We start from the raw sequence: 21,898 nt of genomic DNA, 5'->3' as shown, positions 1-21,898 counted from the left end.
GCGCGCGCGGCGGGTGAAGCAAGGGCGGTGACTAGCGAGCCGCAAGGACGGCGTCAGTCGCGTTTTTTGGCGCGCGGATGCGCCTGATCGTAGACGCGCGCGAGGTGCTGGAAATCGAGCCCCGTGTACACCTGCGTCGCGGTGATGCTCGCGTGGCCGAGCAATTCCTGCACGGCGCGCAGGTCGCCGCTCGACTGCAGCACGTGCGTCGCGAACGAGTGCCGCAGCACGTGCGGATGCACATTGGCCGGAATGCCGGCGAGCAGCGCCGCGCGCTTCACACGCTCGCGCACGACGTTCGGCGACAGGCGATTGCCGCGCGCCGACAGAAAGAGCGGATGCGGATCGTGCTTGACCATCTGATCGCGCACGGCGAGCCACGCGTTCAGCGCGGTGAGCGCCTTGCTGCCGACCGGCACGATGCGGCGCCGCTTGCCCTTGCCGAGCACTTCGACTTCCGCGGAATCGAGCTTCAGCCAGCCGGCCGAGCGATAACCGTCGGCGTCGGCGAAACGGGCGTCCAGACCGACGAGTTCCGACAGACGCAGCCCCGACGAGTAGAACAGTTCGAGCATCGCGTGATCGCGCAAACCTTCCGCCGATGCGGCAGGCGGGCTTTCCATCAGGCGGTTCGCGTCGTCGACGGACAGCGCCTTCGGCAGCGCCTTGGGCTGCTTGGGCGCGCGCACGGTGGCGACGGGGTTGGCCGGCAGATCGATGCGGCCCGCGAGCCAGCGGTAAAACGCGCGCCAGGCCGACAGACGGTGACTGATCGAGCGCGCCGTTAGCCCGCCCGCGTGCGCGCGCGACACGGCGCCGCGAATATCGACAGCGGTCAGGCTTTCGAGCGGCCGGCCTTTCGCCAGCAGCCGCAATTGTTCGAGTTCGTGCGTGTAGCCGCGCAAGGTGTGCGCCGACAGCCGCCGCTCGTGTTCGAGATTCGACAGATACGCGGCGATGAAGTCGGTTTCGGTCACGATGGCGGTTTCGGTGGATCGAGCAGGGTTCGGCTAACTTTTGCTGACGGCGGACGCGTGCGCTCGCGCGTTCAGCGCGGCAGCAGACGGCTCAGCGCGGCGCTTGCGAGCGCGCCGATCTGCGTGAGGAAGTCGGTCGCCATGCCGTCGTGGAAGCGGCGGGCGTCCGCGGAGCCCATCACGAGAAGGCCGAAGGCCGACGCTTCTTCATTGGCTTCCGGGTCGCGCAACGCGAGCAGTGCAATCGATTCGGTGACGTGCGCGGGCTCCGGCGCCGCGCCGCCGGACGGGTTTTCGTCGGCGCTGCCGGCAGCCGGCACGAGCCATTGCGCCGCCTCGAAACCGGTGTTCGCGCCGCAGTAAGGCGCTGCGAGGCTGTTCGCGAAGATCCGCACTTCCTCGCCGACGTGGCGCGCGAAATCGGCCTGAGCATACGGCTCGGCGACGTCCCACACGCGCAGCGCCGCTTGCGGCACGTCGAAAATCTCACGCAGGCCATTGGCGACGGTACGCGGCAGCGCGTACGGATCGCGCTCGGCGATCACGCGGATGGTCCAGCGGTTGAACTTCGAGGCGATGCTGTCGTTTTCGTGGCCGTAGCGCAGCAGTTCGGCGAGACGCCGTTCGAGATGCTTGTTCTTGTCGCGCAGCATTTCCATCTGCCGCTCCTGCAGGGACACCGCGGCCTTGCCGTGCGGGTTCGCGAGCCGGATGGTGGCGAGCACTTCCGCGTGTTCGGCGAAGAATTCGGGATTGGCGAGCAGGTATTCGGCGACTTCGCGATCGTTCATGGTTTCGGCTAAAGGACTACAGGACGACGCCTTCATGCGACGCGTCGGTCAGTGAGTTAATGAATCGTTCATGCGCGATCGAAGGCGACACGTTCAGTCGGCCAGTTCGATCTCGCCCTGGAAAACGGTCGTGGCCGGACCCGCCATCAGCAGCGGTTCGCTTTCCTTATTACTGTCCCACGAAATGGTGAGCTTGCCGCCGTGCGTGTGAACGAGCACCGGCGCGTCGAGCAGTCCGCGCCGAATGCCCGCGGCCACCGCCGCGCATGCGCCCGTGCCGCACGCCAGCGTTTCGCCGGCGCCGCGCTCATAGACGCGCAGCTTGATTTCGCTCCGGCCGACGATCTGCATGAAGCCCGCGTTCACCTTTTGCGGAAAGCGCGCGTGCCGCTCGATCACCGGACCTTCGACGAGCACCGGAAACGCCTCGACGTCGTCGACCACTTGCACGGCGTGCGGATTGCCCATCGACACCACCGAGATCCAGCGCGTCGTGCCGTTCACGTCGAGCGGCCAGAGCATATCCGCGCCTTCGCGACGTCCCTGGAGACCTTTGGTGGCGAAAGGCACGCGTTCCGGTTCGAACACCGGCGAGCCCATATCGACGAGCACCTCGCCGTTTTCCTGCATGGTCAGCGTGATGGTGCCGTTCTGCACTTGCACGCGCACGCTGCGCTGATCGGTCAGCCCGCTGTCGCGCACGAACTTCACGAAGCAGCGCGCGCCGTTGCCGCAATGCTCGACTTCGCCGCCGTCGCAATTGAAGATGCGATACCTGAAATCGACGCCATCCACGGTAGGCTTTTCGACCAGCAGCAACTGGTCGGCGCCGACGCCGAAATGGCGGTCGGCGAGCGCGCGCACCTGCTCCGGCGTCAGGTTGAGCGCTTGCGTGTAGCCGTCGAGCACGACGAAGTCGTTACCCGCGCCGTGCATCTTGGTGAATTTCAGTTTCATCACGCTATTGTAAGTGACGCGCCCCTCGAGCGCCCTCAATACACGCTCGGCACACCGGGCGGCCGCGTCTTGAAACGCTTGTGCACCCAGTAGTACTGCTCGGGCATCGATGGAATCTGTTCTTCGAGGAACGCGTTCATGCGCCGCGCGTCCGCGTCGTCGTCGCCGGTCGGGTAGTTGTCCCACGGCTTGAACACCCTCAGCCGATAACCCTTGTAGTTCGGCAGCACTTCGCCGATGAACGGCACGACCTGCGCGTGACCGACTTTCGCGAGGCGGCCGACCGCGGTCAGCGTGCAGGTCGGCACGCCGAAGAACGGCACGAAAGTCGAATTGCGCGCGCCGTAGTCCATGTCGGCGCCGAGCATCACCGGCTTGCGCTCGCGCAGCCAGCGCAGCACGATGCGCGCGCTGTCGGCGCGGCTTGCCATGTCCGCGCCGAAGCGGGCGCGCGCGGCCTTGGCGACCTCCTCGAGCTCTGGGTTCGACATCGGCTGATACAGCGAGCCGCACTGACGCCTGAGCGAGTAATTGAGGAAGATCGAGCCCGCCTCGATGCCGACGAAATGAAAGCCGAGGAACAGCGTGGGCGGCAGGTTCGGGTCGGTCAGATCGATTGCGCTGTCGACCTGAATCAGCTTTTCGAGCTTCTTCGCGGAGCCGAACCATTGGACGCTGCGCTCAAGGTAACTGCGGATCGCGTGACGGAAATGCTTCTGCGCGACTTCTTCGCGGCGCTCCTCGTTCCACTCCGGAAAGCACAGTTTCAGATTGATGTGGACGATGCGCTTGCGGCGGCTCGGAATCTGATAGAGCAGCCAGCCGAGTCCGTCGCCGAGGCGGGCGATGAAACCATACGGCAATAGTGCAAAGAGTTTGAGAAGGCCGATCGCGAGCCGGGGACCAAGGCGGCTCAGCATGTGACCTCCTGGAAGGCGCTCGGCGTGATGCATTTAAGGAAAGCGGAGAAGTTGACGTAATACCGCACTCGTAGACACTCTGTGACAATCATCGGAAGTCGCTATAATAAGGGCTTCGCCGAGTTAATAGACAACTTGCGGGGCGAAGCCAGGCGGCGCGATCCATGTGATAAGCGCCTGCCAGTCAGGTAATCCGCTAAAGCGTCGCCGCTTCAGGCTCCCGAAGCTGGCTACGTGAACATTAACCGTAACCACATAACAGGAGTCTGCAACGTGGCAAACGACTATCTCTTCACCTCCGAATCCGTTTCAGAAGGCCATCCCGACAAGGTCGCGGACCAGATTTCGGACGCGATTCTCGACGCCATCCTGGCGCAGGACAAGTACTCGCGTGTTGCAGCGGAAACGCTGTGCAACACCGGTCTCGTCGTGCTCGCGGGTGAAATCACCACCACTGCCAACGTCGACTACATCCAGATCGCGCGCAACACGATCAAGCGCATCGGTTACGACAACACCGACTACGGTATCGACTATCGCGGTTGCGCGGTGCTGGTCGCGTACGACAAGCAGTCGCCGGACATCGCTCAGGGCGTGGATCGCGCGCACGACAACAACCTCGATCAGGGCGCCGGCGACCAGGGCCTGATGTTCGGCTACGCATGCGAAGAAACGCCTGAGCTGATGCCGTTGCCGATCCACCTGTCGCATCGTCTGGTCGAGCGTCAGGCGAATCTGCGCCGTGACGGCCGCCTGCCCTGGCTGCGCCCGGATGCGAAGTCGCAGGTCACCGTGCGGTATGTGGACGGCAAGCCGCATTCCATCGACACCGTCGTGCTCTCCACGCAGCATTCGCCGGACATCGATCTGGATACGCTGCGCGAAGCCGTGATCGAAGAGGTGATCAAGCCGACGCTGCCGGCCGAGCTCATCAAGGGCGACATCAAGTTCCTCGTGAACCCGACGGGCCGGTTCGTGATCGGCGGTCCGCAAGGCGACTGCGGTCTGACGGGCCGCAAGATCATCGTCGATACGTACGGCGGCGCGGCTCCGCACGGCGGCGGCGCGTTCTCGGGCAAAGACCCGTCGAAGGTCGACCGCTCGGCCGCTTATGCCGGCCGCTATGTCGCGAAGAACATCGTGGCCGCGGGCCTCGCATCGCGCTGCCTGATTCAGGTGTCGTACGCGATCGGCGTCGCGCAGCCCACGTCGGTCATGGTCAATACGTTCGGCACGGGCCGCGTGTCGGACGCGACGATCACGCGCCTCGTGCAGGAGCATTTCGATCTGCGTCCGAAGGGCATCATTCAGATGCTCGACCTGCTGCGTCCGGTCTACGAGAAGAGCGCGGCGTATGGTCACTTCGGCCGCGAAGAGCCGGAATTCACGTGGGAAGCCACGGACAAGGCGCTCGCCCTCGCGGAAGCCGCCGGCACTGAGCCGGTCGCTGCGCTGGCGGACTAACGCTAGATTCGGGCGTCTGAATGCGAAAAACCCTGCCGGCTTGCGCCGCGCAGGGTTTTTTATTTGGCGCTTGCAGCGGCTCCTAGCGGCTCGCGAAAGCGAACGCAAACCAGCCTGTGCTGCCGTTCGTCGACATACGACGCGGGCGGCGGCTCGTGCTTTGCGACGGCACGGCAACCGGCGCGCGCTGCGCTGCGGTCAGGCGCAGCGGCGTCGGCTTGCGCAGCAGCGTGCGCAGTGAAAAGCGGCGCGAGCCGCCCCGCGTGCGCAAGGCCGAGAAGAATGTGTTGAACCAGGTGCGAATGCCGTCGACGGCCTTCGTGTCGCGCCATTGTTCGCCCAATGCGCGTGTGCGCGTGGCGTGATGACGCAACGCGCGCACGACATGGCGGCGCGCCGGACGGGCGGCTTTGAGGGCGGCTCGGGTAAAACGTGTGCTCAGAAGAGTATGCATGGCTTCACAAGTAGGCAGCGTGTCGCGCGACGAAATGTGCGCCCAATAGCAGCACCAAGCGTGCCAATGGCGGTCTCGCGATAGATGGTTCGGGAGCCCGGAATCCGGTGGAAAACTGCGCGGCGGGGAACTGCGCGGAGAACGGCGCCTTGGGCTTCATGGCCCGTGGGACGCGAAAACAGACGGGAATAGCGATCAACATGCGTGCAGGCTACACGTGATTCATGACGTCTGAAAGTCGGTTTTTACCCTGCGGATGAGGGTTCATACGTAGTTCGCAGAGCGGCAAAGCGCACGCGCGCAAGCGTTTCACGGACCCTCTTCGTGCACGTTACCGTGCGTGCCCGCACAGCCCGCGTGCGTCCGCAAGCCGCATGCCGCCTGCAAATAGTGCGCGGCATTGCGGACCTGCATCAACTTCATGTCGACGCGCGACGGTGAAACAGCACGCGGTATGATCGCGCCCGTTTTACAATCGAAGATCGGTTAGTCGACGGTCACGGATCACCATGTCACTCCATTCGAAGAAAGAGCAGATTCACACGTTGCGCGAGCAGGGTTTTGTCGTCGTGCCGGGTCTCGTGTCGGCCGAGCGTTGCGAGCAGATGCAGCAGATCGCGCAACGTCAACTTGAAGAAGCCGCCGCGCCGATCGAGTTCGAAGCGGATCTGCAATATCCCGGCGCGCCGTCGTCGAAACTCGCGCCCGGCGGTCATACCGTGCGCCGTTTGCTCGACGCCTACGGCCGCGATCCCAGTTTCGCGCAATGGGCGACTGCGCCCGAGATTCGCGGCTGGATGGAGTTGTATTTCGGCGAGGAGCCGCGCCTGTCGCGCGCGCATCACAACTGCATGATGACCAAGCACCCGGCGTACGGCAGCCTGACCGGCTGGCATCGCGACGTGCGTTACTGGTCGTTCGAACGCGACGATCTCGTTTCGGTCTGGCTTGCGTTGGGCGACGAAACCGTCGACAACGGCGCGCTATGGCTCGTGCCCGGCTCGCACAGCGCGCCATTCACCGGCGATCGTTTCGACGACGCCAAGTTCTTCCGCTCCGATCTGGAGGAAAACCAGGCGTGGATTCGCGCGGCTGTTTCGCCCGAACTGAAAGCCGGCGACGTGGTGTTCTTCCACTGCAATACGCTGCACTCGGCGGGCAAGAACTTGAGCGATCAGGTGAAGTTCTCGCTCGTCTACACGTATCACGGCGCGAGCAATGTGCCGTTGCCCGGAACGCGGTCGGCCGCGAAGCCTGAAATTGCTTTCTGATCCGACGATTCGCTAGCGCTTTTTGACGGCGCCAAACGCACGCGCCAGAGCGTGCGTTGGCGCCGCCGCTCAGCCGCTTAGCCACTTCGGCGGCTAGCGCTTGCGTCCCGACAAAGCCATGCCCGTAATTCCCGCGAGCGTCGCCACGACGCCGCCGACAATCAGCATGATCGCCTTGTTCGTCGGCGAACCCGTAAAGACGCGCGAGACGTCGCTGCTCACCGAATTGAATGCCTGTCCGCCGAAGTACAGCAGCAATACGCCGCCGACAATCAGCGCAATCGAAATCGCCTTCGCCATTGAATGCTCCCTAAGCCTGGTCGGCGAAAGTGTAGGGGACCTGCAAGCACTCGTCCATCCTGCATGGCGGGCGTCTGCACGCATCGCGTCGATTGGCTACCATAGCGGTCTCGCCGCCTATAAAAACAAATTGCAGCAGCACGCCTCCCGCAGCATGCGCTTGCCCATGCCCGAAATCACCGGGCGACATCATCATCAAGGACACTAGCAATGGCTTACGAAGCAGCTTCAGAACGCTATTCGGACATGCAGTACCGCGTGTGCGGCAAGACGGGTCTCAAACTTCCCGCGCTGTCGCTCGGCCTGTGGCACAACTTCGGCGACACCACGCCGCTCTCGACGCAGCGCGAAATTCTGCGTACCGCCTTCGACCTCGGCATCACGCATTTCGATCTCGCCAACAACTATGGGCCGCCGTACGGCAGCGCGGAGACGAACTTCGGCCGTCATTTCAAGGACGACTTCAAGCCGTATCGCGACGAACTGCTGATTTCGTCGAAGGCGGGTTGGGACATGTGGCCGGGTCCGTACGGACAAGGCGGCGGATCGCGCAAGTATGTGCTCGCGAGTCTCGATCAGAGTCTCAAGCGCATGGGCCTCGACTACGTCGACATTTTCTATTCGCATCGCTTCGACGCGAACACGCCGCTCGAGGAAACCGCCGGCGCATTGGCGAGCGCCGTGCAGCAGGGCAAGGCGCTGTACATCGGCATTTCGTCGTACTCGGCAAGCAAGACGCTCGAAATGGCGAAGCTGCTCGCCGAATACAAGGTGCCGTTGCTGATTCATCAGCCTGCGTACAACATGCTGAATCGCTGGATCGAACGTGAGTTGCTCGACACGCTCGAACAGGTCGGCGCGGGCACGATTGCGTTCACGCCGCTGGCGCAGGGCCTCTTGACCGGCAAGTATCTGAACGGCGTGCCGCAAGACGCGCGCGTCAACAAGCCGGGCGGCGGATCGCTGAAGCAGGAGCATTTGAGCGAGCAGAATATCGAGCACGTGCGCAAGCTGAACGACATCGCACAGCGTCGCGGACAAAGCCTCGCGCAAATGGCGCTTGCCTGGGCGCTGCGCGATCCGCGCGTGACTTCGGTTCTGATCGGCGCGAGCCGCGCGGAGCAGGTGCGCGAAAACGTCGGCGCGTTGAAGAACCTCGCGTTCTCGAAGGAGGAACTCGCGGAGATCGATCGTTACGCGACTGAAGGCGGCGTCAATCTGTGGGAGAAACCGTCGACGGATCAGGCGATCTGATTCCGGCGACGCTGCCGCCTTGCGAACGAACGGATCAACAGATGAACAGAAAGCCGCCGCACAGGCGGCTTTTTCGCTAGACGAGCGCGGGCAAGCCTTCGACCAGCACGACTGCGAAGACGACGCCGAGCAGCGCGCCCAGCACGCGTAGCGCGTTGTGCCGCAACTCCGTCTTGCAAGGCAGCGCGCCTACGAACAATGCCCCGGCAAGCGCCATCGGAATGACCAGGATGAAGTCGCCAATCGTGAAGTAGGTCGTCATACTCGTCTCCTGTTGTATTGGCCGCGTGTGGCCGCCAAACAGCAGCTCTGTTCAAGAGCCGTGCAGTGCCAACGCTCGATTTGAGTATAGATGACGCCTGAAGCGGCGTAGCCGCGTCCACGAGCTTCGCGACGCTTATTCGCAGGCCGCAGAAGCCAACGCCTGCAAGGCTCGCGGCGCTTGTGGCGGCGCAGCAAAATACGCCGCAAAAAGTGAAGCGTTTGCTTACGCACCCCTTACTTTTTATCGATTTTCGATGCCATGTGAATCGTCGGTGCGGTCGGCGAGCGCGTCGCGGCCAAGTCGCGATCGAGTCGTGTTCGCCTCAGCCGTGAGCCGAGTCGAGCCGCTGCAATCTGAACGCCGCGAGCAGACCGATCACGAGCAGCGCGGCAACGAGTCCGGCGACGCCGCTCCATCCATAGCCGGCCCACATGTGGCCGCCATATGAGCCGATCACGCTCGAGCCGATGTAATACGCGAGCAGATAAAGCGCGGCCGCCTGGCCCTTGGCTTCTTTCGCGAGACGCCCCACCCAGCCGCTCGCGACAGCATGTCCCGCGAAGAAGCCAAAGGTCACGCATGCAATGCCGCCGACAATCGCCGCAAGCGGGCTCAGCATCGTGAGCGCGAGCCCCACGCCCATCAGCAGAAGACTCGCGCTTAGCACGCGGGCGCGCCCGAACGTATCGGCCATGCGCCCCGACCAGGGCGACGCGATCACGCCCGTCAGGTAGACGACGAAGATCGCGCCGATCTCCGTTTGACTCAGGCGATATGGCGGCGCGAGCAGCCGGTAGCCGATGTAGTTGTACAGCGTGACGAAACTGCCCATCAGCACGAAGCCGAGCAGGAACAGCAACGGCAAGCCCGGCCGCGTGAATTGCCGCAGCAGCGCGCTGCGATGATGCGTGAAGCCGAGCCCGCGCCGCGGCACGAAGTGACGCGACGGCGGCAGCAGCGCGCGAAACGCGAGCATCGACAGAATGCCTAGCACGCCGATCGTGCCGATCGCGACGCGCCACGAAAACAGATCCGCGACCACGCCGGTAATCACGCGCCCCGCCATTCCGCCGATCGCGGTGCCGCCGACATACAGCCCCATCGCGAGGCCGAGACCGTCGGGATGAACTTCTTCCGCGAGATAGGCCATCGCGACGGCCGGCACGCCGCCGAGCGCGAGCCCTTCGAGCGCGCGCAACACGAGCAACTGATGCCACTGCGGCGCAATCGACACGCCGATGGTCAGCAACGCGGAAGCCGTCAGCGACATCGTCATCAGCTTGTGACGGCTCCAGCCTTCGGAGACAAAGCCCGCGGTGAAGATGGAGACGGCGAGCGCGGCCGTCGACAGTGAAACGGTGAGGCTGCTTTGCGCAGGCGTCACGTTGAATGTCGACGAAAACGACGGCAGCAGCGGCTGCACGCAATACAGCAACGAGAACGTGGCATAGCCGGCAAACAACAAGGCGATGCTGGCGCGCCAATAGGCACGAGTGCCGCGTTCGAGGTAAGAGAGGTGGGAGGCGTGAGAGGCGTTGGGCACGGCAAAGACGAAGAAAGACGAAATGCGGAAATGGCGGAAGTGCAAACGGCCGCATGGTCGAAGCGTTCTAAGGCATCAGCCGGTCATGGTCATGTCCATTGCCACGATCACGGCCGCTATTCGCGAGACGCCGCGCATGCAAAGCAGTTAAGGATACGCTGAAAATCGCGCCCTGGTGTGCGAGCGCTGCGCGCGTTGCGCCGACGCTCCGCGTTTTTGATCTCCGCGCCCAGCAGGGTTTATGATGGTCTCGTTGCGATGCGCGCGTCGCGACGAATCGAGCGAAACGACGGGTGAAGCGCCCCGAGTTCCGGCTTTCAAGGGCCCCGCAAAACGGGAACAATGACGAGATGCTCTCACGCGTATTCACGCGCAGCAGTTTGGGTGCGTACGCAACGTTACCGGCGAAGCGGCGCTTTTATCATCACCTTGACCGGCATGAATCCAGAAAGCCGGCTATGGGAGAACGGGGAAACATCATGCAAATCGGTTCCATTGTCCGATCGGTGCATATCGCCGTGCCGCAAGGCGCGCGCGGAATCGTCATGCGCATTCTCGGCGACATGGCCATGGTGGCGTGGTACGCCGGCGAGCCCGGCGCTTCGCCGCAACTGAACACCGAGCCCTTTTTCCTCGAAGACCTTATCGACACCGGCGAACTCGTGCGTCCGTCAAGCGCGCAGATGCATTGAAGCGGTTGCGGTTTCGCGCGTCTGCCGCTATCTCGCAGACGCGCGCCGCGAACCGGGCCACTCGTCTTTGACGGCGGCGCGGCGCACAATGCGGGCATGAACGACATTCTCGATCCACAGGACGGCGCCGCGCGCGCTGTGCCTTTCGCCCGGCTTCAGCCGGAAGTCGTACTCGACGCGCTCGACAGCGTGCTCGGCTCCGTCGGCGTTCGCACCGACGGGCGCATGCTGCCGCTTAACAGCTACGAGAACCGCGTGTATCAGGTGGGCGTCGAAGACGGGCCGCCCGTGGTCGCGAAGTTTTATCGACCGGAGCGCTGGAGCGACGCCGCCATTCTCGAAGAACATGCGTTCGTCGCCGAACTTGCCGCGCGCGAAATTCCCGCCGTGCCTGCGCGCACGTTCGAGGGCGGCACGCTGCATACCTTCGACGGCTTCCGCTTTTCGATTTTCGAGCGCCGCGGCGGACGCGCGCCCGATCTCGACCGTCGCGATACGCTCGAGTGGCTCGGGCGTTTTATCGGGCGGATTCATGCGGTCGGGCAGACGCAAAACTACACGGAGCGTCCCGCGCTCGACATCCAGACCTTCGGCTATGAGCCGCGCGACTTTCTGCTCGCGCACCGCTTTCTTCCCGACGACGTGCGCGGCGCGTGGGAAACCGTCATCAATCTCGCGCTGGAAGGCGTCGAACGCGCCTTCGAACGCGCGGGCGAGTTTCGCATGTTGCGAATGCACGGCGACTGCCATCCGAGCAACGTGTTGTGGACCGACGCGGGCCCGCATTTCGTCGACTTCGACGACAGCCGCATGGGTCCGGCCGTGCAGGACTTGTGGCTGCTGCTGCCGGGCGAACGCGCCGAGGCGTCGCGCGCACTCACCGACCTGCTCGCCGGCTACGAAGACTTCTGCGACTTCGAACCGCGCGAACTGCATCTAATCGAAGCGCTGCGCACGCTGCGGCTCATCCACTATCAGGCATGGCTCGCGCGACGCTGGGACGACCCCGCGTTTCCGGCCGCGTTCCCCTGGTTTAATACGCAGCGTTACTGGGAAGACCGCATCCTCGAAATGCGCGAGCAGCTCGGCGCGATGCAGGAAGGGCCGCTCTGGCCCGTATGAACGTGCGAACGCGTGAACCGAAGCGCCCACGCCACATTCCCGGCACGCCGCGATTGAGCAAACGCATCAATTGTGTAATGATAGCCATTCTCAATTGAAGGGCGTCGCCAGCTTCCTGTCACATTTCTCCTCCTCTGTGACTGCCAGCCAGCCTCTCAATGGGGCGGCTGCCGAGCGCAAGCCGGAGCCGTCCGCTTTCTCCTTTTTCGAATTCCTTCGCTGCCGGTTTGCGAGCGCGCGCGTGCTGTGCGCGTGCGCCCCGGCGGCGGCTTAACCTGCTGCACCGGAGCATGGATGTGAACGCGCCTGACTCGATCGATATGAAACCCGCAGCCGACGGCGCCACGCGCTACGTCGCGCATGACGAGCCGCCGGGCCGTCATCTGATGGACGGCGCCGAGCAGGCGGCGCGGCGTCAGCGTTCGCGGCGCGCGAACTTCATCAAGTGGCTGCGCAAGGTGCATGGATGGGTCGGTCTGTGGGGCGCGGTGCTCGGACTGTTGTTCGGCGCGACCGGCTTTCTGCTGAACCATCGCGCGGGTCCGATGAAGGTGTCGACGGGGCAGCCGCAGGTCGAGGAATTGCAGATGGCCGTGCCCGACAAGCCATTCCATTCGCCGATGGACATGGCGAAGTGGCTCAAGGGCGAGCTGAAAATAGACGGCAAGCCGGGCCGGATGAAACGCGAACCGGCGCATCCGGTCGCGTGGGGCGATCAAAGCACGATTCAGCCGGAATTCTGGCAGGTGGCATTCGCCGCGCCGACGCAGAACGTGCAGGCCGAATACTGGGTCGGCAATGGTTTCGTCGCCGTGAAGCGCACGCAAAACACCTTTCTGGCGACGATGACGAACCTGCACAAAGGCGTGGGCCTGAGCATCGGCTGGATGCTGCTGGTCGACACGATTGCCGGCTCGCTGATCCTGCTTTCGCTGACGGGCGTGCTGTTGTGGACCGAGTTGAACAAACGACGCGTGGTGGGCGTGGTGCTGGTGGGTGGATCGATCATCGCCGCCGTGGTGTGCGGCTTGGTGTAAGCATGCCGACGCGCGCCCGACGCTCGCAGCGCGCGACCCAGCACCCGACACTAGCCTACGCGCTGCAGGCCGCTCCACCCGAGGCCGCGATTTCCCGCGCGGCCTTTGCGCCCTCCACCTGGAGCAGTGTCGGCAGCGAAACGCCGTTTTTGGCCGCCGTGACTTCCGCGAGAATCGACACCGCAATTTCAGGCGGCGTCCGGCTGCCGATGTAAATGCCCACGGGTCCGTGCAAACGCGCCAACTCGGTCTCGCTGAGATCGAATTCCTTCAGCCGTTCGCGCCGCGCCTGGTTATTGCGCCGTGAACCCAATGCGCCGACATAGAACGCCGGCGTCTTGAGCGCTTCCATCAATGCGAGGTCGTCGAGCTTCGGGTCGTGCGTGAGCGCAATCACCGCGCAGCGTTCGTCGAGCTTCATGTCGAGCACGGTGTCGTCGGGCATGGTCCGCACGATCTTCGTGCCGGGAATGCTCCACTCTTCCGTGTACTCTTCGCGCGGATCGCAGACCGTCACCTGATAATCGAGCCCCACGGCAATGTTGCACAGATAGCGCGACAACTGTCCCGCGCCGATCACGAGCATCCGGTAACGCGGGCCGTGAATCGTCAGAAGACGCTCGCCGTCGAAGTGCACGCCGTCGGTCGCGAGCGCCTTGCCGAGTTGCGCCTTGCCGCTCGCCATGTCGAGTTCGCGCGCGACGAGCCGTCCTTCTTCCACCGCATGACAGAGTTCGGCGATGCCGCTTTGCGGCGTCAACGGTTCGAGCACCAGTTGAATGGTGCCGCCGCAAGGCAACCCGAAGCGATGCGCTTCTTCGGCCGTGATGCCGTATTTCACCGCCTCGGGATGCGTCTGTTCGATGCCCCTTTGCCGCACGCGATCGATCAGATCGTCTTCGATACAGCCGCCCGATACCGAGCCCACCACGAGCCCGTCGTCGCGCACCACGAGCATCGCGCCCTCGGGCCGCGGCGACGAGCCCCACGTCTTGACCACTGTCACCAGTAGCGCGCGATGTCCTTCCTCCAGCCAACGTGCGCTGGACTTCAGGACTTCGAGATCCACGCTGTCCATGATTTCTTCCTCTTCGTTGCATCGCCACCGGACTCGCCTTCCTCGGCGTCGGTCGATGCAGTATTGTGCCCCGCCGCGTCGGCGGCTGCAGCGTCCGGAACATTGCCGGCGTCGTCGGCTTCGGCGGCATTCGTATTGTCTCCGCCGACCTGGGCGCTGAAGCGCTTGAAGAACTCGCCGGCGATCTTGCGTGCCGCGCCGTCGACGAGCCGCGAGCCTATCTGCGCAAGCTTGCCGCCGACCTGCGCGCTCGCCGTGTAGCTGAGCTTGGTCGCGGCGTCGCCGTCGGCTTCGAGCACGACGCGCGCGTTGCCCTTCGCGAAGCCGGCCGCGCCGCCTTGGCCTTCGAACACGATGTTGTATGAAGTTGGCGCGTCGATGTCGGTGAGCTGCATGCGTCCTTTGAAGCGCGCTTTAACCGGCCCGACCGCGGCGCTCAGCGCGACGAGGTACGCATTTTCGCCGTCCGGGTCGATGCTTTCGCAGCCGGGAATGCACGCGCGCAAAACCTCGGTGTCGTTGAGCGCGTCCCACGTGCGCTGCTGCGAAACCGGCAGCGTATGAGTTTCGGTCAGTTCCATGAACTTGCTCCTGCGGTTGGCGTGGCAAGAACGCGCGGACGCGGCGCGCGCGTGAGTTGCGCGAAGTCGTGGCCGAACGCGGCCAGGCTCTCGAGATTATGAACGGGGCGATGGGCGTCGACATACGGCAGAATCGCCAGCACGCCGCGCGCCTTCGGAGAAAAGCCGCTGTAACGCAGCAGCGGATTGAGCCATACGATGCGATGCGCGAAGCGGCGCAAGCGCGCCATTTCGGTGTCGAGCACGTCGATGGCTTCGTGATCGAGTCCATCGGTCACGAGCAGCACGCTCGCGCGCCCGGCGAGCACGCGCCGCGCCCAACGTCGATTGAATTCGGCGAGCGCCGCGCCGATGCGCGTGCCGCCCGACCAGTCGACAACCTGCTCGGTCAGCGCCGCAATGGCCACGTCGGGATCGCGCTCGCGCAGCGCGCGCGTGGCGTTCGTGAGCCGCGTGCCGAACAGAAACACCTGCAAGCGTTCACGCGACTGCACGAGCGCATGGCAGAAATACAGCACCGCGCGCGAGTAACTGCTCATCGAGCCGGAGATGTCGAGCAACAGCACGAGCGGCGGTTTGCGCTCGACCACCGCGCGATACTTCCACACGGTCCAGTCGCCGCCCGCGCGCACAGCCTGCCGCGCGCTCGCGCGCAAGTCCGCGTGCGTGCCGTGCGAGGCGGCCTTCAGGCGCCGCGTCGGTTCTTTCGCGAGCGGCAGACGCTGAGCGCGAATCAGGTGACGCAGCGTGCGCCATTCATCGGCGGAAAGGGTGTCGAAGTCGCGATGACGCAGCCGCTCTTCCGCGCTGAACGTCGCGTGCGCGCGCAGTTCGTGCTGCTCGGTTTCCTGCGGCTTGTGCGTATTCGGCGACGGCGGCGCGCGGACCGCGAGCGCGTCGGCGAGACGGTTGTTGCGTTTGGGCGGCGGCAGGCCGTCGCGGACTTTCGGCAACAGCAGCGCGCGCAATTTGCCTTCCCAATCGGGATCGCGCCAGAAGAGCTCGAACGCGGCGTTGAACAGATCGCGTTCGTCGGGCGCGGAGACGAGCGTTGCGGCGAGTGCGGCGCGTACGTCGTCGCGGCGGCCGAGGTCGATCCAATGCAGAGCGGCGAGCGCGTCGACGGCATGCGCGGGCGACATCGGCAAACCGGCGCCGCGCAATACGCGCACGAAATGCACGACGTTGCGGGCAAGCGTGGGCGTGTCGTTGGTTAGCGATGCGGCGGGGGCTGAGTTCATGGCGTCCGTCATGCGTTGAACGCGCGCGGTATCGCCGTCGCCGTCGCCCATGCTGTCAACGCGAGTTGGCGTCGTCATGCCGCTATCCCGGCGCGGCGAGACACTGCGCGATCTGCTCGGCGTCGACGCGCGCGAGGTCGTCTTGATACTTCAGCAGCACGCCAAGGGTGTTCTGCACCGATTGCGGATCGAGTTCCGTCACCGAAAGCGCTTCGAGCGCGCGGCACCAGTCGATCGTTTCGGCGATGCCCGGCGCCTTGAACAGATCCATGCCGCGCAGCCGGTGCACGAAATCGACTGCACGCCGCTGCAGTTCCGCCGACGTCGCGCTCGCGCGCGCCGCCACGATCTCAAGCTCGCGATCACGCTCGGGATAACCGATCCACTGATAGAGACAGCGGCGCTTCAGCGCGTCGTGCACTTCGCGCGTGCGGTTCGACGTCATCACCACGAGCGGCGGCACGGCCGCACGCACGGTGCCGTACTCGGGAATCGACACCTGAAAGTCGGACAGCAGTTCGAGCAGAAACGCTTCGAACGGTTCGTCGGCGCGATCGATCTCGTCGATCAGCAGCACGCGCCGCGCGCCCGGATGGTTTTCGTCGGGCATCAGCGCTTGCAAGAGCGGGCGCTTCAGCAGAAATTCGCCGCGATACAAGGTGTCGTTATCGGGGCGCTCGCCGGCGGCTTCGGCGAGACGCAGCGCCATGATCTGCCGCGGATAGTCCCACTCATACAGCGCGCTCGCGGTATCGAGTCCTTCGTAGCATTGAAGCCGCAGCATCGACGTGCCGAGCATGCCCGCCGCTGCTTTCGCGAGTTCGGTCTTGCCGACGCCCGGCTCGCCTTCGACGAACAACGGACGCTCCATGCGCAACGCAAGGTACAACGCCGTCGCCAGTTCGCGGCTCGCGAAATAGTTTTGCGCGGCGAGTTGCGCGAGGGTGTCGTCGATTGAAGCGGGGTGCATGGCGTTCCTGAATCTGCGCGGTCAGCGACGCGGGTGAGCGAATGCGGCCGACCTGAGCGTGCCGTTCAACATCTCAAGGCCGGCCGGACATGCAAAGGATCGCTAACTATTCGCCTTCGCCACCGCTCGCGCGGCGAGCACCGGAATCAGATGCGCGCGATACTCGGCGCTCGCGTGCATGTCGTCGTTCAGATTCGCGGCGGAAAGGCTGACGGCACGCGCGGCCTCGGGCGTGAAATTTGCCGACAACGCGCTTTCCAGTTCGGGCACGCGAAACACCGAAGCCGCCGCGCCCGTCACCGCGACGCGCACGCCGCTTGCGAACTTCGCGACGAACACGCCGACGAGCGCGAAATGCGACGCGGGGCTGCGAAACTTTTCATAAGCCGCGCGCTCGGGCACCGGAAATTCGACGGCGACGATTAGCTCGTCCGGTTCCAGCGCGGTCTCATACATGCCCACAAAAAATTCGCTCGATGCAATGCGCCGCCGTTGCGTGACGATGGTGGCGTCCAGACCCATTGCCGCCGCCGGATAGCAGGCGGCCGGATCGTTGTTGGCGAGCGACCCGCCGAGCGTGCCGAGCGCGCGCACCTGCCGGTCGCCGATATGCGCGGCCAGTTCCGCGAGCGCCGGCAACACGCGCCGCAGTTCCGCGTGTTCCGCGACATCGGCGTGACAGACGGCCGCGCCGATCTTCACCGTGTTGGCGTCGACGGCGATCGACTTGAGCGCGGGAATGCGCGTGACGTCGATCAATTGCGACGGCTGCGCGAGACGCAGCCGCATGGTCGGCAACAGGCTCTGCCCGCCGGCGAGAAACTTCGCTTCGCTGTCGGCGGCGATGGCCGCGGCGGCCGCTTGCGGGTCCGTCGCGCGTTGATACTCGAATGAATACATGTCGAATGCTCCGCTCAGGATCTCAATGGGCTGCCACGTTGGCCGCGTGAATCGCCGACCACACGCGATGCGGCGTGGCCGGCATTTGCAGATCGGTCACGCCGAGTGGCGCGAGCGCGTCGATGATCGCGTTGATCACCGCCGGCGGCGAGCCGATCGCGCCCGCTTCGCCGCAACCTTTGACGCCGAGCGGATTGTGCGTGCACGGCGTGCCTTTCGCGGTTTCGACGGTGAAGTCAGGCAAGTCTGACGCGTGCGGCATCGCGTAGTCCATATATGAGCCGGATAGCAACTGACCGCTTTCGTTGTCGTACACGCAGCGCTCCAGCATCGCCTGTCCGATGCCTTGCGCGAGGCCGCCATGCACCTGGCCTTCGACGATCATCGGATTGATTACGTTGCCGAAGTCGTCGACGGCCGTGAACTGCTGGATCTCGCACACGCCGGTATCAGGATCGACTTCGATCTCGCAGATATACGCGCCCGACGGATACGTGAAGTTGCTCGGATCGTAGAACGCGCTTTCCTCGAGGCCCGGTTCCAGCACTTCGAGCGGATAGTTGTGCGGCACATACGCAGCGAGTGAAATCTCGGCGAATGCCTTGGTGCGATCGGTGCCCGCAACGCGGAACACGCCGTTCTTGAACTCGATGTCTTCCGCCGCGGCTTCGAGCAGATGCGCGGCGATTTTCTTCGCCTTCGTTTCGATCTTGTCGAGCGCTTTCATGATCGCCGAGCCGCCGACTGCGATCGAGCGCGAGCCGTACGTACCCATGCCGAACGGAATGCGTCCGGTGTCGCCGTGCACGATCTCGACGCTATCGAGCGGAATGCCGAGCCGGTCTGCGACGACTTGCGCGAAGGTCGTTTCGTGCCCCTGGCCGTGACTGTGCGAGCCGGTGAACACGGTGACCGAACCCGTTGGATGCACGCGAATCTGTCCGACTTCGAAGAGGCCCGCGCGTGCGCCCAACGCGCCCGCAATGTTCGACGGCGCGAGACCGCATGCCTCGATATAGCAGGAGTAACCGAGACCGCGCCGCTTGCCGTTCTTCTCCGATTGCTGGCGGCGCGCTTCGAAGCCTTTGACATCGGCGAGTTCGAGCGAGCGCGCGAGAATCGTTTCATAGTCGCCCGTGTCGTACGTGAGACCGACCGGCGTTGCGTACGGAAATTCGCGGATGAAGTTGAGGCGGCGAATCTCGGCCGGGTCGATCTTCATCTCGCGCGCGGCGGTTTCGACGAGACGCTCGACCACGTAGGTTGCTTCGGGACGACCCGCGCCGCGATAGGCATCGACGGGAACGGTGTTGGTGAAGACCGCCTTCACCTCGGCGTAAATGGCGGGCGTCGCGTACTGGCCGGCGAGCAGCGTCGCGTACAAGATGGTCGGCACGCTCGAGGCGAACGTCGACAGATACGCGCCCATGTTCGCGATGGTGTGAATGCGCATCGCGAGGAACTTGCCGTTGGCGTCGAGCGCGAGTTCGGCTTTCGTTACGTGATCGCGGCCATGTGCGTCCGAGAGAAAAGCCTCCGAGCGCTCGGCGGTCCACTTCACCGGACGGCGAATTTTCTTCGACGCCCAGGTCAGCGCGACGTCTTCGGCGTAGAGGAAAATTTTCGAACCGAAGCCGCCGCCGACGTCCGGCGCGATCACGCGCAACTTCGACTCCGGCAGCGACAGCACGAAAGCGGCCATTAGCAGGCGCTCGACGTGCGGATTCTGATTCGCGACGTAGAGCGTGTAGCTGTCGTCCTGCGGCGAGTAGTTCGCGTTGACCGCGCGCGGTTCGATCGCGTTCGGCACGAGGCGGTTATTGACGATGTCGAGCGTGGTGACGTGCGCGGCTTTGGCGAACGCGGCGTCGGTCGCGGCTTTGTCGCCGTGGCCCCAGTTGTAGCAGACGTTGTCCGGCACTTCGTCGTGAACGGCCGGCTGACCGGGGTCGGCTGCGTGCGCGGTGTCGACCACGGCGGGCAGCACGTCGTAATCGACTTCGATCAGTTCGGCGGCGTCTTTCGCGGCCTTGATCGAATCGGCGATGACGAGCGCGACCTGATCGCCGACGTGGCGCACTTTCGTATGCGCGATGACCGGATGCGGCGGCTCGTTCATCGGCTTGCCGTCGGTGCTGTGGATCAGCCAGCCGCACGGCAGGCCGCCGACGTTTTCCGCGGCCATGTCCTTGCCGGTGAAGATCGCGACGACGCCCGGCGACTGCCTGGCCGCGGTCGTGTCGATGCTGTTGATCCGCGCGTGCGCATACGGCGAGCGCAGAAATACCGCGTAGGTTTGCTGCGGCAGCAGGATGTCGTCGGTGTACTGGCCGTTGCCCGTCAGGAATCGATAGTCTTCCTTACGTTCGACGGAAGCGCCGATCAGGTTGTGAGTGTCGGGTGCGTTCATCGTCGGCTCCTCAGGCGGTGGCTTGCGCGGTGGCGCTTGCGTTCGCGTTTGCATTGGCGTTTGCATTGGCGTTTGCGGTCGCGTTTGCAGTCGCGTTTGCGTCCGCGTTAGCCGCGCCCGAGGACTTCATGCCTTCGGCGCCTTCGAGCACGGCCTTCACGATGTTGTGATAGCCGGTGCAGCGGCACAGGTTGCCGTCGAGTTGCGCGCGGACGTCGTCGCCGGTGAGATTGGGCTGACGTTCGACGAGCGAGATTGCGCTCATCACCATGCCGGGCGTGCAGAAGCCGCATTGCAGGCCGTGGCAGTGTTTGAAGGCTGCCTGCATCGGATGCAGCGCGCCGTCTTTGGCGAGACCTTCGATGGTGGTGATGCGCGCGCCGTCCGCCTGTGCCGCGAGGATGTTGCACGATTTGATCGCGCGGCCGTCGAGGTGGACGGTGCACGCGCCGCACTGGGCCGTATCGCAGCCGACGTGCGTGCCGGTGAGTCGGAGTTGATCGCGAAGGAACTGAACAAGCAGGGTGCCGGGCTCGACTGAAGCGCTGATGGGCGCACCGTTCACCGTCAGACTAATGCTGATCGCCATGAAGTCGTCTCCTGATGGGGGGAAACCGGACCGCTTTTGTTCTGCCTTCAGCCTGCTGCTCGTTCGCGAGGTCCGATTAGGGTGCTGCGGTTTTTATGAGTCTGCCGAAAAGTAAAGCACAAATTGGGCGGGGGCGCTATGGGGGTTGTTTTGCCTGTGGCGCTCTTTTTTTACCCCGTTGGCCTTTTCCTGGTTTTGCTTTGGTCTGTTTGGGTTGCCCCTTGGCTGGCTTTGGCCTTTCCTTGCTTTCATGGTGGTCTATTGGCGTTGCCCCTGTGCGGGGCGGCACTCACTTTCTTTGCCGCCGCAAAGAAAGTAAGCAAAGAAAGCGGGCTTACACCGGTGGCTTATAAGTGGGTCCCACTGGCTTTCTTTGGCCTTTCCTTGTTTTCGCGGTGGTCTATTGGCGTTGCCCCTGTGCGGGGCGGCACTCACTTTCTTTGCCGCCGCAAAGAAAGTAAGCAAAGAAAGCGGGCTCACACCGCCAGCTTGTAGTTGGGTCCACCGGTTCTGAGGGCGTAGGGGCGCGGCAGACATCCGTGCCCTCGCGCATTCGGCGCTTGTGACAAGGCAGTCATGTTTCCCGCCTCGCACTGCGTGCTCGCCGGAAGGGTTCGCTTACACCGCTCGCTTGCGTTTTTGCGCGGTGGGGGCCATCGGCTTCGCCTCGGCGAGGCGCCGGCGGGGCGATCACTTTGCCTGGCGGGAATCCAAATGCCTGCGTTGCAATCGCGCTTTTGACGGACGCGGCGGCGGAGCCAGAAGAGCGCGAAGCGCAGCGACGGTTCGCGGGGCGGGGAACCGCAGAACCCTCGCGACGACTCGCGGCCCGCGACACGGCCGAACGCGCGATGGTTTTGGGAACGACCGCTGCGGCGCGCGAAGCGTCGCCGGAAGAATGACTGCCTTGTCACTAACGCCGAATGCGCGAGGACACGGATGTAAGGCGCACCACTGCCCACTCCGAACTGGGGGAGCCATCTAAGAGCTGGCGGTGTGAGCCCGCTTTCTTTGCTTACTTTCTTTGCGGCGGCAAAGAAAGTGAGTGCCGCCCCGCACAGGGGCAACGCCAATAGACCACC

General features: G+C 64.2%; 21 protein-coding genes. 6 read left to right on the top strand and 15 right to left on the bottom strand.

Annotated features, from left to right (window positions below; translation table 11 throughout):
- Positions 1-53: 53 nt before the first annotated feature.
- The 4 genes from xerC to C8K18_RS29475 all read right to left on the bottom strand — a co-directional run bounded on the left by xerC (position 54) and on the right by C8K18_RS29475 (position 3,645).
- Positions 54-977, bottom strand: coding sequence for a tyrosine recombinase XerC (gene xerC, locus C8K18_RS29490; protein WP_107709152.1), 924 nt, complete (start codon positions 975-977; stop codon positions 54-56).
- Between the two features lie 71 nt (positions 978-1,048).
- Positions 1,049-1,768, bottom strand: a complete 720-nt coding sequence (locus C8K18_RS29485) for a DUF484 family protein (protein ID WP_107709154.1) — start codon at positions 1,766-1,768, stop codon at positions 1,049-1,051.
- A 93-nt stretch (positions 1,769-1,861) separates the two neighbouring features.
- Entirely contained in the window at positions 1,862-2,725 is an 864-nt protein-coding gene (gene dapF / locus C8K18_RS29480; RefSeq protein WP_107709156.1) for a diaminopimelate epimerase, read from the bottom strand.
- 35 nt (positions 2,726-2,760) lie between these two features.
- Positions 2,761-3,645 carry a lipid A biosynthesis lauroyl acyltransferase gene (locus C8K18_RS29475; RefSeq protein ID WP_107709158.1) on the bottom strand — a complete coding sequence of 295 codons (885 nt, stop codon included), beginning with the start codon at positions 3,643-3,645 and terminating at the stop codon, positions 2,761-2,763.
- A 273-nt stretch (positions 3,646-3,918) separates the two neighbouring features.
- Between C8K18_RS29475 and metK the strand changes: the two genes are divergently transcribed.
- Positions 3,919-5,109, top strand: coding sequence for a methionine adenosyltransferase (gene metK / locus C8K18_RS29470; protein ID WP_006050509.1), 1,191 nt, complete (start codon positions 3,919-3,921; stop codon positions 5,107-5,109).
- A gap of 82 nt (positions 5,110-5,191) precedes the next feature.
- Here metK and C8K18_RS29465 read toward each other — a convergent pair whose 3' ends face one another.
- On the bottom strand, positions 5,192-5,563 hold the full coding sequence (locus C8K18_RS29465) for a hypothetical protein (protein WP_006050508.1): 372 nt from the start codon (positions 5,561-5,563) through the stop codon (positions 5,192-5,194).
- Positions 5,564-6,072: 509 nt separating this feature from the next.
- Here C8K18_RS29465 and C8K18_RS29460 point away from each other — a divergent pair.
- Positions 6,073-6,834: a phytanoyl-CoA dioxygenase family protein gene (locus C8K18_RS29460; RefSeq protein WP_107709160.1), complete on the top strand. Its 762-nt coding sequence runs from the start codon at positions 6,073-6,075 to the stop codon at positions 6,832-6,834.
- Between the two features lie 93 nt (positions 6,835-6,927).
- Here C8K18_RS29460 and C8K18_RS29455 read toward each other — a convergent pair whose 3' ends face one another.
- Entirely contained in the window at positions 6,928-7,134 is a 207-nt protein-coding gene (locus C8K18_RS29455) for a DUF3185 family protein (RefSeq protein ID WP_006050506.1), read from the bottom strand.
- Between the two features lie 210 nt (positions 7,135-7,344).
- Here C8K18_RS29455 and mgrA point away from each other — a divergent pair, with 210 nt between their 5' ends.
- Positions 7,345-8,388 carry an L-glyceraldehyde 3-phosphate reductase gene (mgrA, locus tag C8K18_RS29450; protein WP_006050505.1) on the top strand — a complete coding sequence of 348 codons (1,044 nt, stop codon included), beginning with the start codon at positions 7,345-7,347 and terminating at the stop codon, positions 8,386-8,388.
- A 76-nt stretch (positions 8,389-8,464) separates the two neighbouring features.
- Here the strand turns inward: mgrA and C8K18_RS29445 are convergent, their stop codons facing one another.
- Together C8K18_RS29445 and C8K18_RS29440 are read right to left on the bottom strand one after the other, a co-directional pair.
- The gene (locus tag C8K18_RS29445) at positions 8,465-8,650 is read right to left on the bottom strand and encodes a hypothetical protein (RefSeq protein ID WP_006050504.1); all 186 of its coding nucleotides are present in this window, start codon (positions 8,648-8,650) and stop codon (positions 8,465-8,467) included.
- A 325-nt stretch (positions 8,651-8,975) separates the two neighbouring features.
- The gene (locus C8K18_RS29440) at positions 8,976-10,220 is read right to left on the bottom strand and encodes an MFS transporter (RefSeq protein WP_375135824.1); all 1,245 of its coding nucleotides are present in this window, start codon (positions 10,218-10,220) and stop codon (positions 8,976-8,978) included.
- A 455-nt stretch (positions 10,221-10,675) separates the two neighbouring features.
- Between C8K18_RS29440 and C8K18_RS29435 the strand changes: the two genes are divergently transcribed.
- From C8K18_RS29435 to C8K18_RS29425, 3 genes are all read left to right on the top strand, one after another.
- On the top strand, positions 10,676-10,888 hold the full coding sequence (locus C8K18_RS29435; protein WP_006050502.1) for a hypothetical protein: 213 nt from the start codon (positions 10,676-10,678) through the stop codon (positions 10,886-10,888).
- A 96-nt stretch (positions 10,889-10,984) separates the two neighbouring features.
- Positions 10,985-12,010, top strand: coding sequence for a serine/threonine protein kinase (locus C8K18_RS29430; RefSeq protein WP_107709163.1), 1,026 nt, complete (start codon positions 10,985-10,987; stop codon positions 12,008-12,010).
- 296 nt (positions 12,011-12,306) lie between these two features.
- The gene (locus tag C8K18_RS29425; RefSeq protein WP_006050500.1) at positions 12,307-13,047 is read left to right on the top strand and encodes a PepSY-associated TM helix domain-containing protein; all 741 of its coding nucleotides are present in this window, start codon (positions 12,307-12,309) and stop codon (positions 13,045-13,047) included.
- Between the two features lie 55 nt (positions 13,048-13,102).
- Here the strand turns inward: C8K18_RS29425 and C8K18_RS29420 are convergent, their stop codons facing one another.
- From C8K18_RS29420 to C8K18_RS29390, 7 genes are all read right to left on the bottom strand, one after another.
- Complete coding sequence (locus C8K18_RS29420; protein ID WP_053857380.1) at positions 13,103-14,125, bottom strand: XdhC family protein; 1,023 nt, start codon at positions 14,123-14,125, stop codon at positions 13,103-13,105.
- On the bottom strand, positions 14,098-14,706 hold the full coding sequence (locus tag C8K18_RS29415) for a CoxG family protein (protein ID WP_029969481.1): 609 nt from the start codon (positions 14,704-14,706) through the stop codon (positions 14,098-14,100). The genes C8K18_RS29420 and C8K18_RS29415 overlap by 28 nt, the downstream gene beginning before the upstream one ends.
- Positions 14,697-16,025: a VWA domain-containing protein gene (locus C8K18_RS29410; protein ID WP_181324930.1), complete on the bottom strand. Its 1,329-nt coding sequence runs from the start codon at positions 16,023-16,025 to the stop codon at positions 14,697-14,699. The genes C8K18_RS29415 and C8K18_RS29410 overlap by 10 nt, the downstream gene beginning before the upstream one ends.
- A gap of 4 nt (positions 16,026-16,029) precedes the next feature.
- Positions 16,030-16,917 carry a MoxR family ATPase gene (locus C8K18_RS29405; protein WP_006050496.1) on the bottom strand — a complete coding sequence of 296 codons (888 nt, stop codon included), beginning with the start codon at positions 16,915-16,917 and terminating at the stop codon, positions 16,030-16,032.
- Between the two features lie 102 nt (positions 16,918-17,019).
- Positions 17,020-17,817, bottom strand: coding sequence for a xanthine dehydrogenase family protein subunit M (locus C8K18_RS29400; protein WP_107709165.1), 798 nt, complete (start codon positions 17,815-17,817; stop codon positions 17,020-17,022).
- Positions 17,818-17,839: 22 nt separating this feature from the next.
- Positions 17,840-20,227, bottom strand: coding sequence for a xanthine dehydrogenase family protein molybdopterin-binding subunit (locus C8K18_RS29395; protein ID WP_107709167.1), 2,388 nt, complete (start codon positions 20,225-20,227; stop codon positions 17,840-17,842).
- A 10-nt stretch (positions 20,228-20,237) separates the two neighbouring features.
- Positions 20,238-20,816 (bottom strand): (2Fe-2S)-binding protein, encoded by a 579-nt coding sequence (locus C8K18_RS29390; protein WP_107709169.1) that lies wholly within the window; start codon positions 20,814-20,816, stop codon positions 20,238-20,240.
- Positions 20,817-21,898 lie beyond the last annotated feature (1,082 nt).

Source organism: Paraburkholderia sp. GV068, assembly GCF_003058125.1.
GTDB classification, from domain to species: Bacteria; Pseudomonadota; Gammaproteobacteria; order Burkholderiales; family Burkholderiaceae; genus Paraburkholderia; species Paraburkholderia graminis.
Note: the sequence above shows the minus strand (reverse complement) of the source record. Positions and strands in the feature narration are given on the sequence as shown.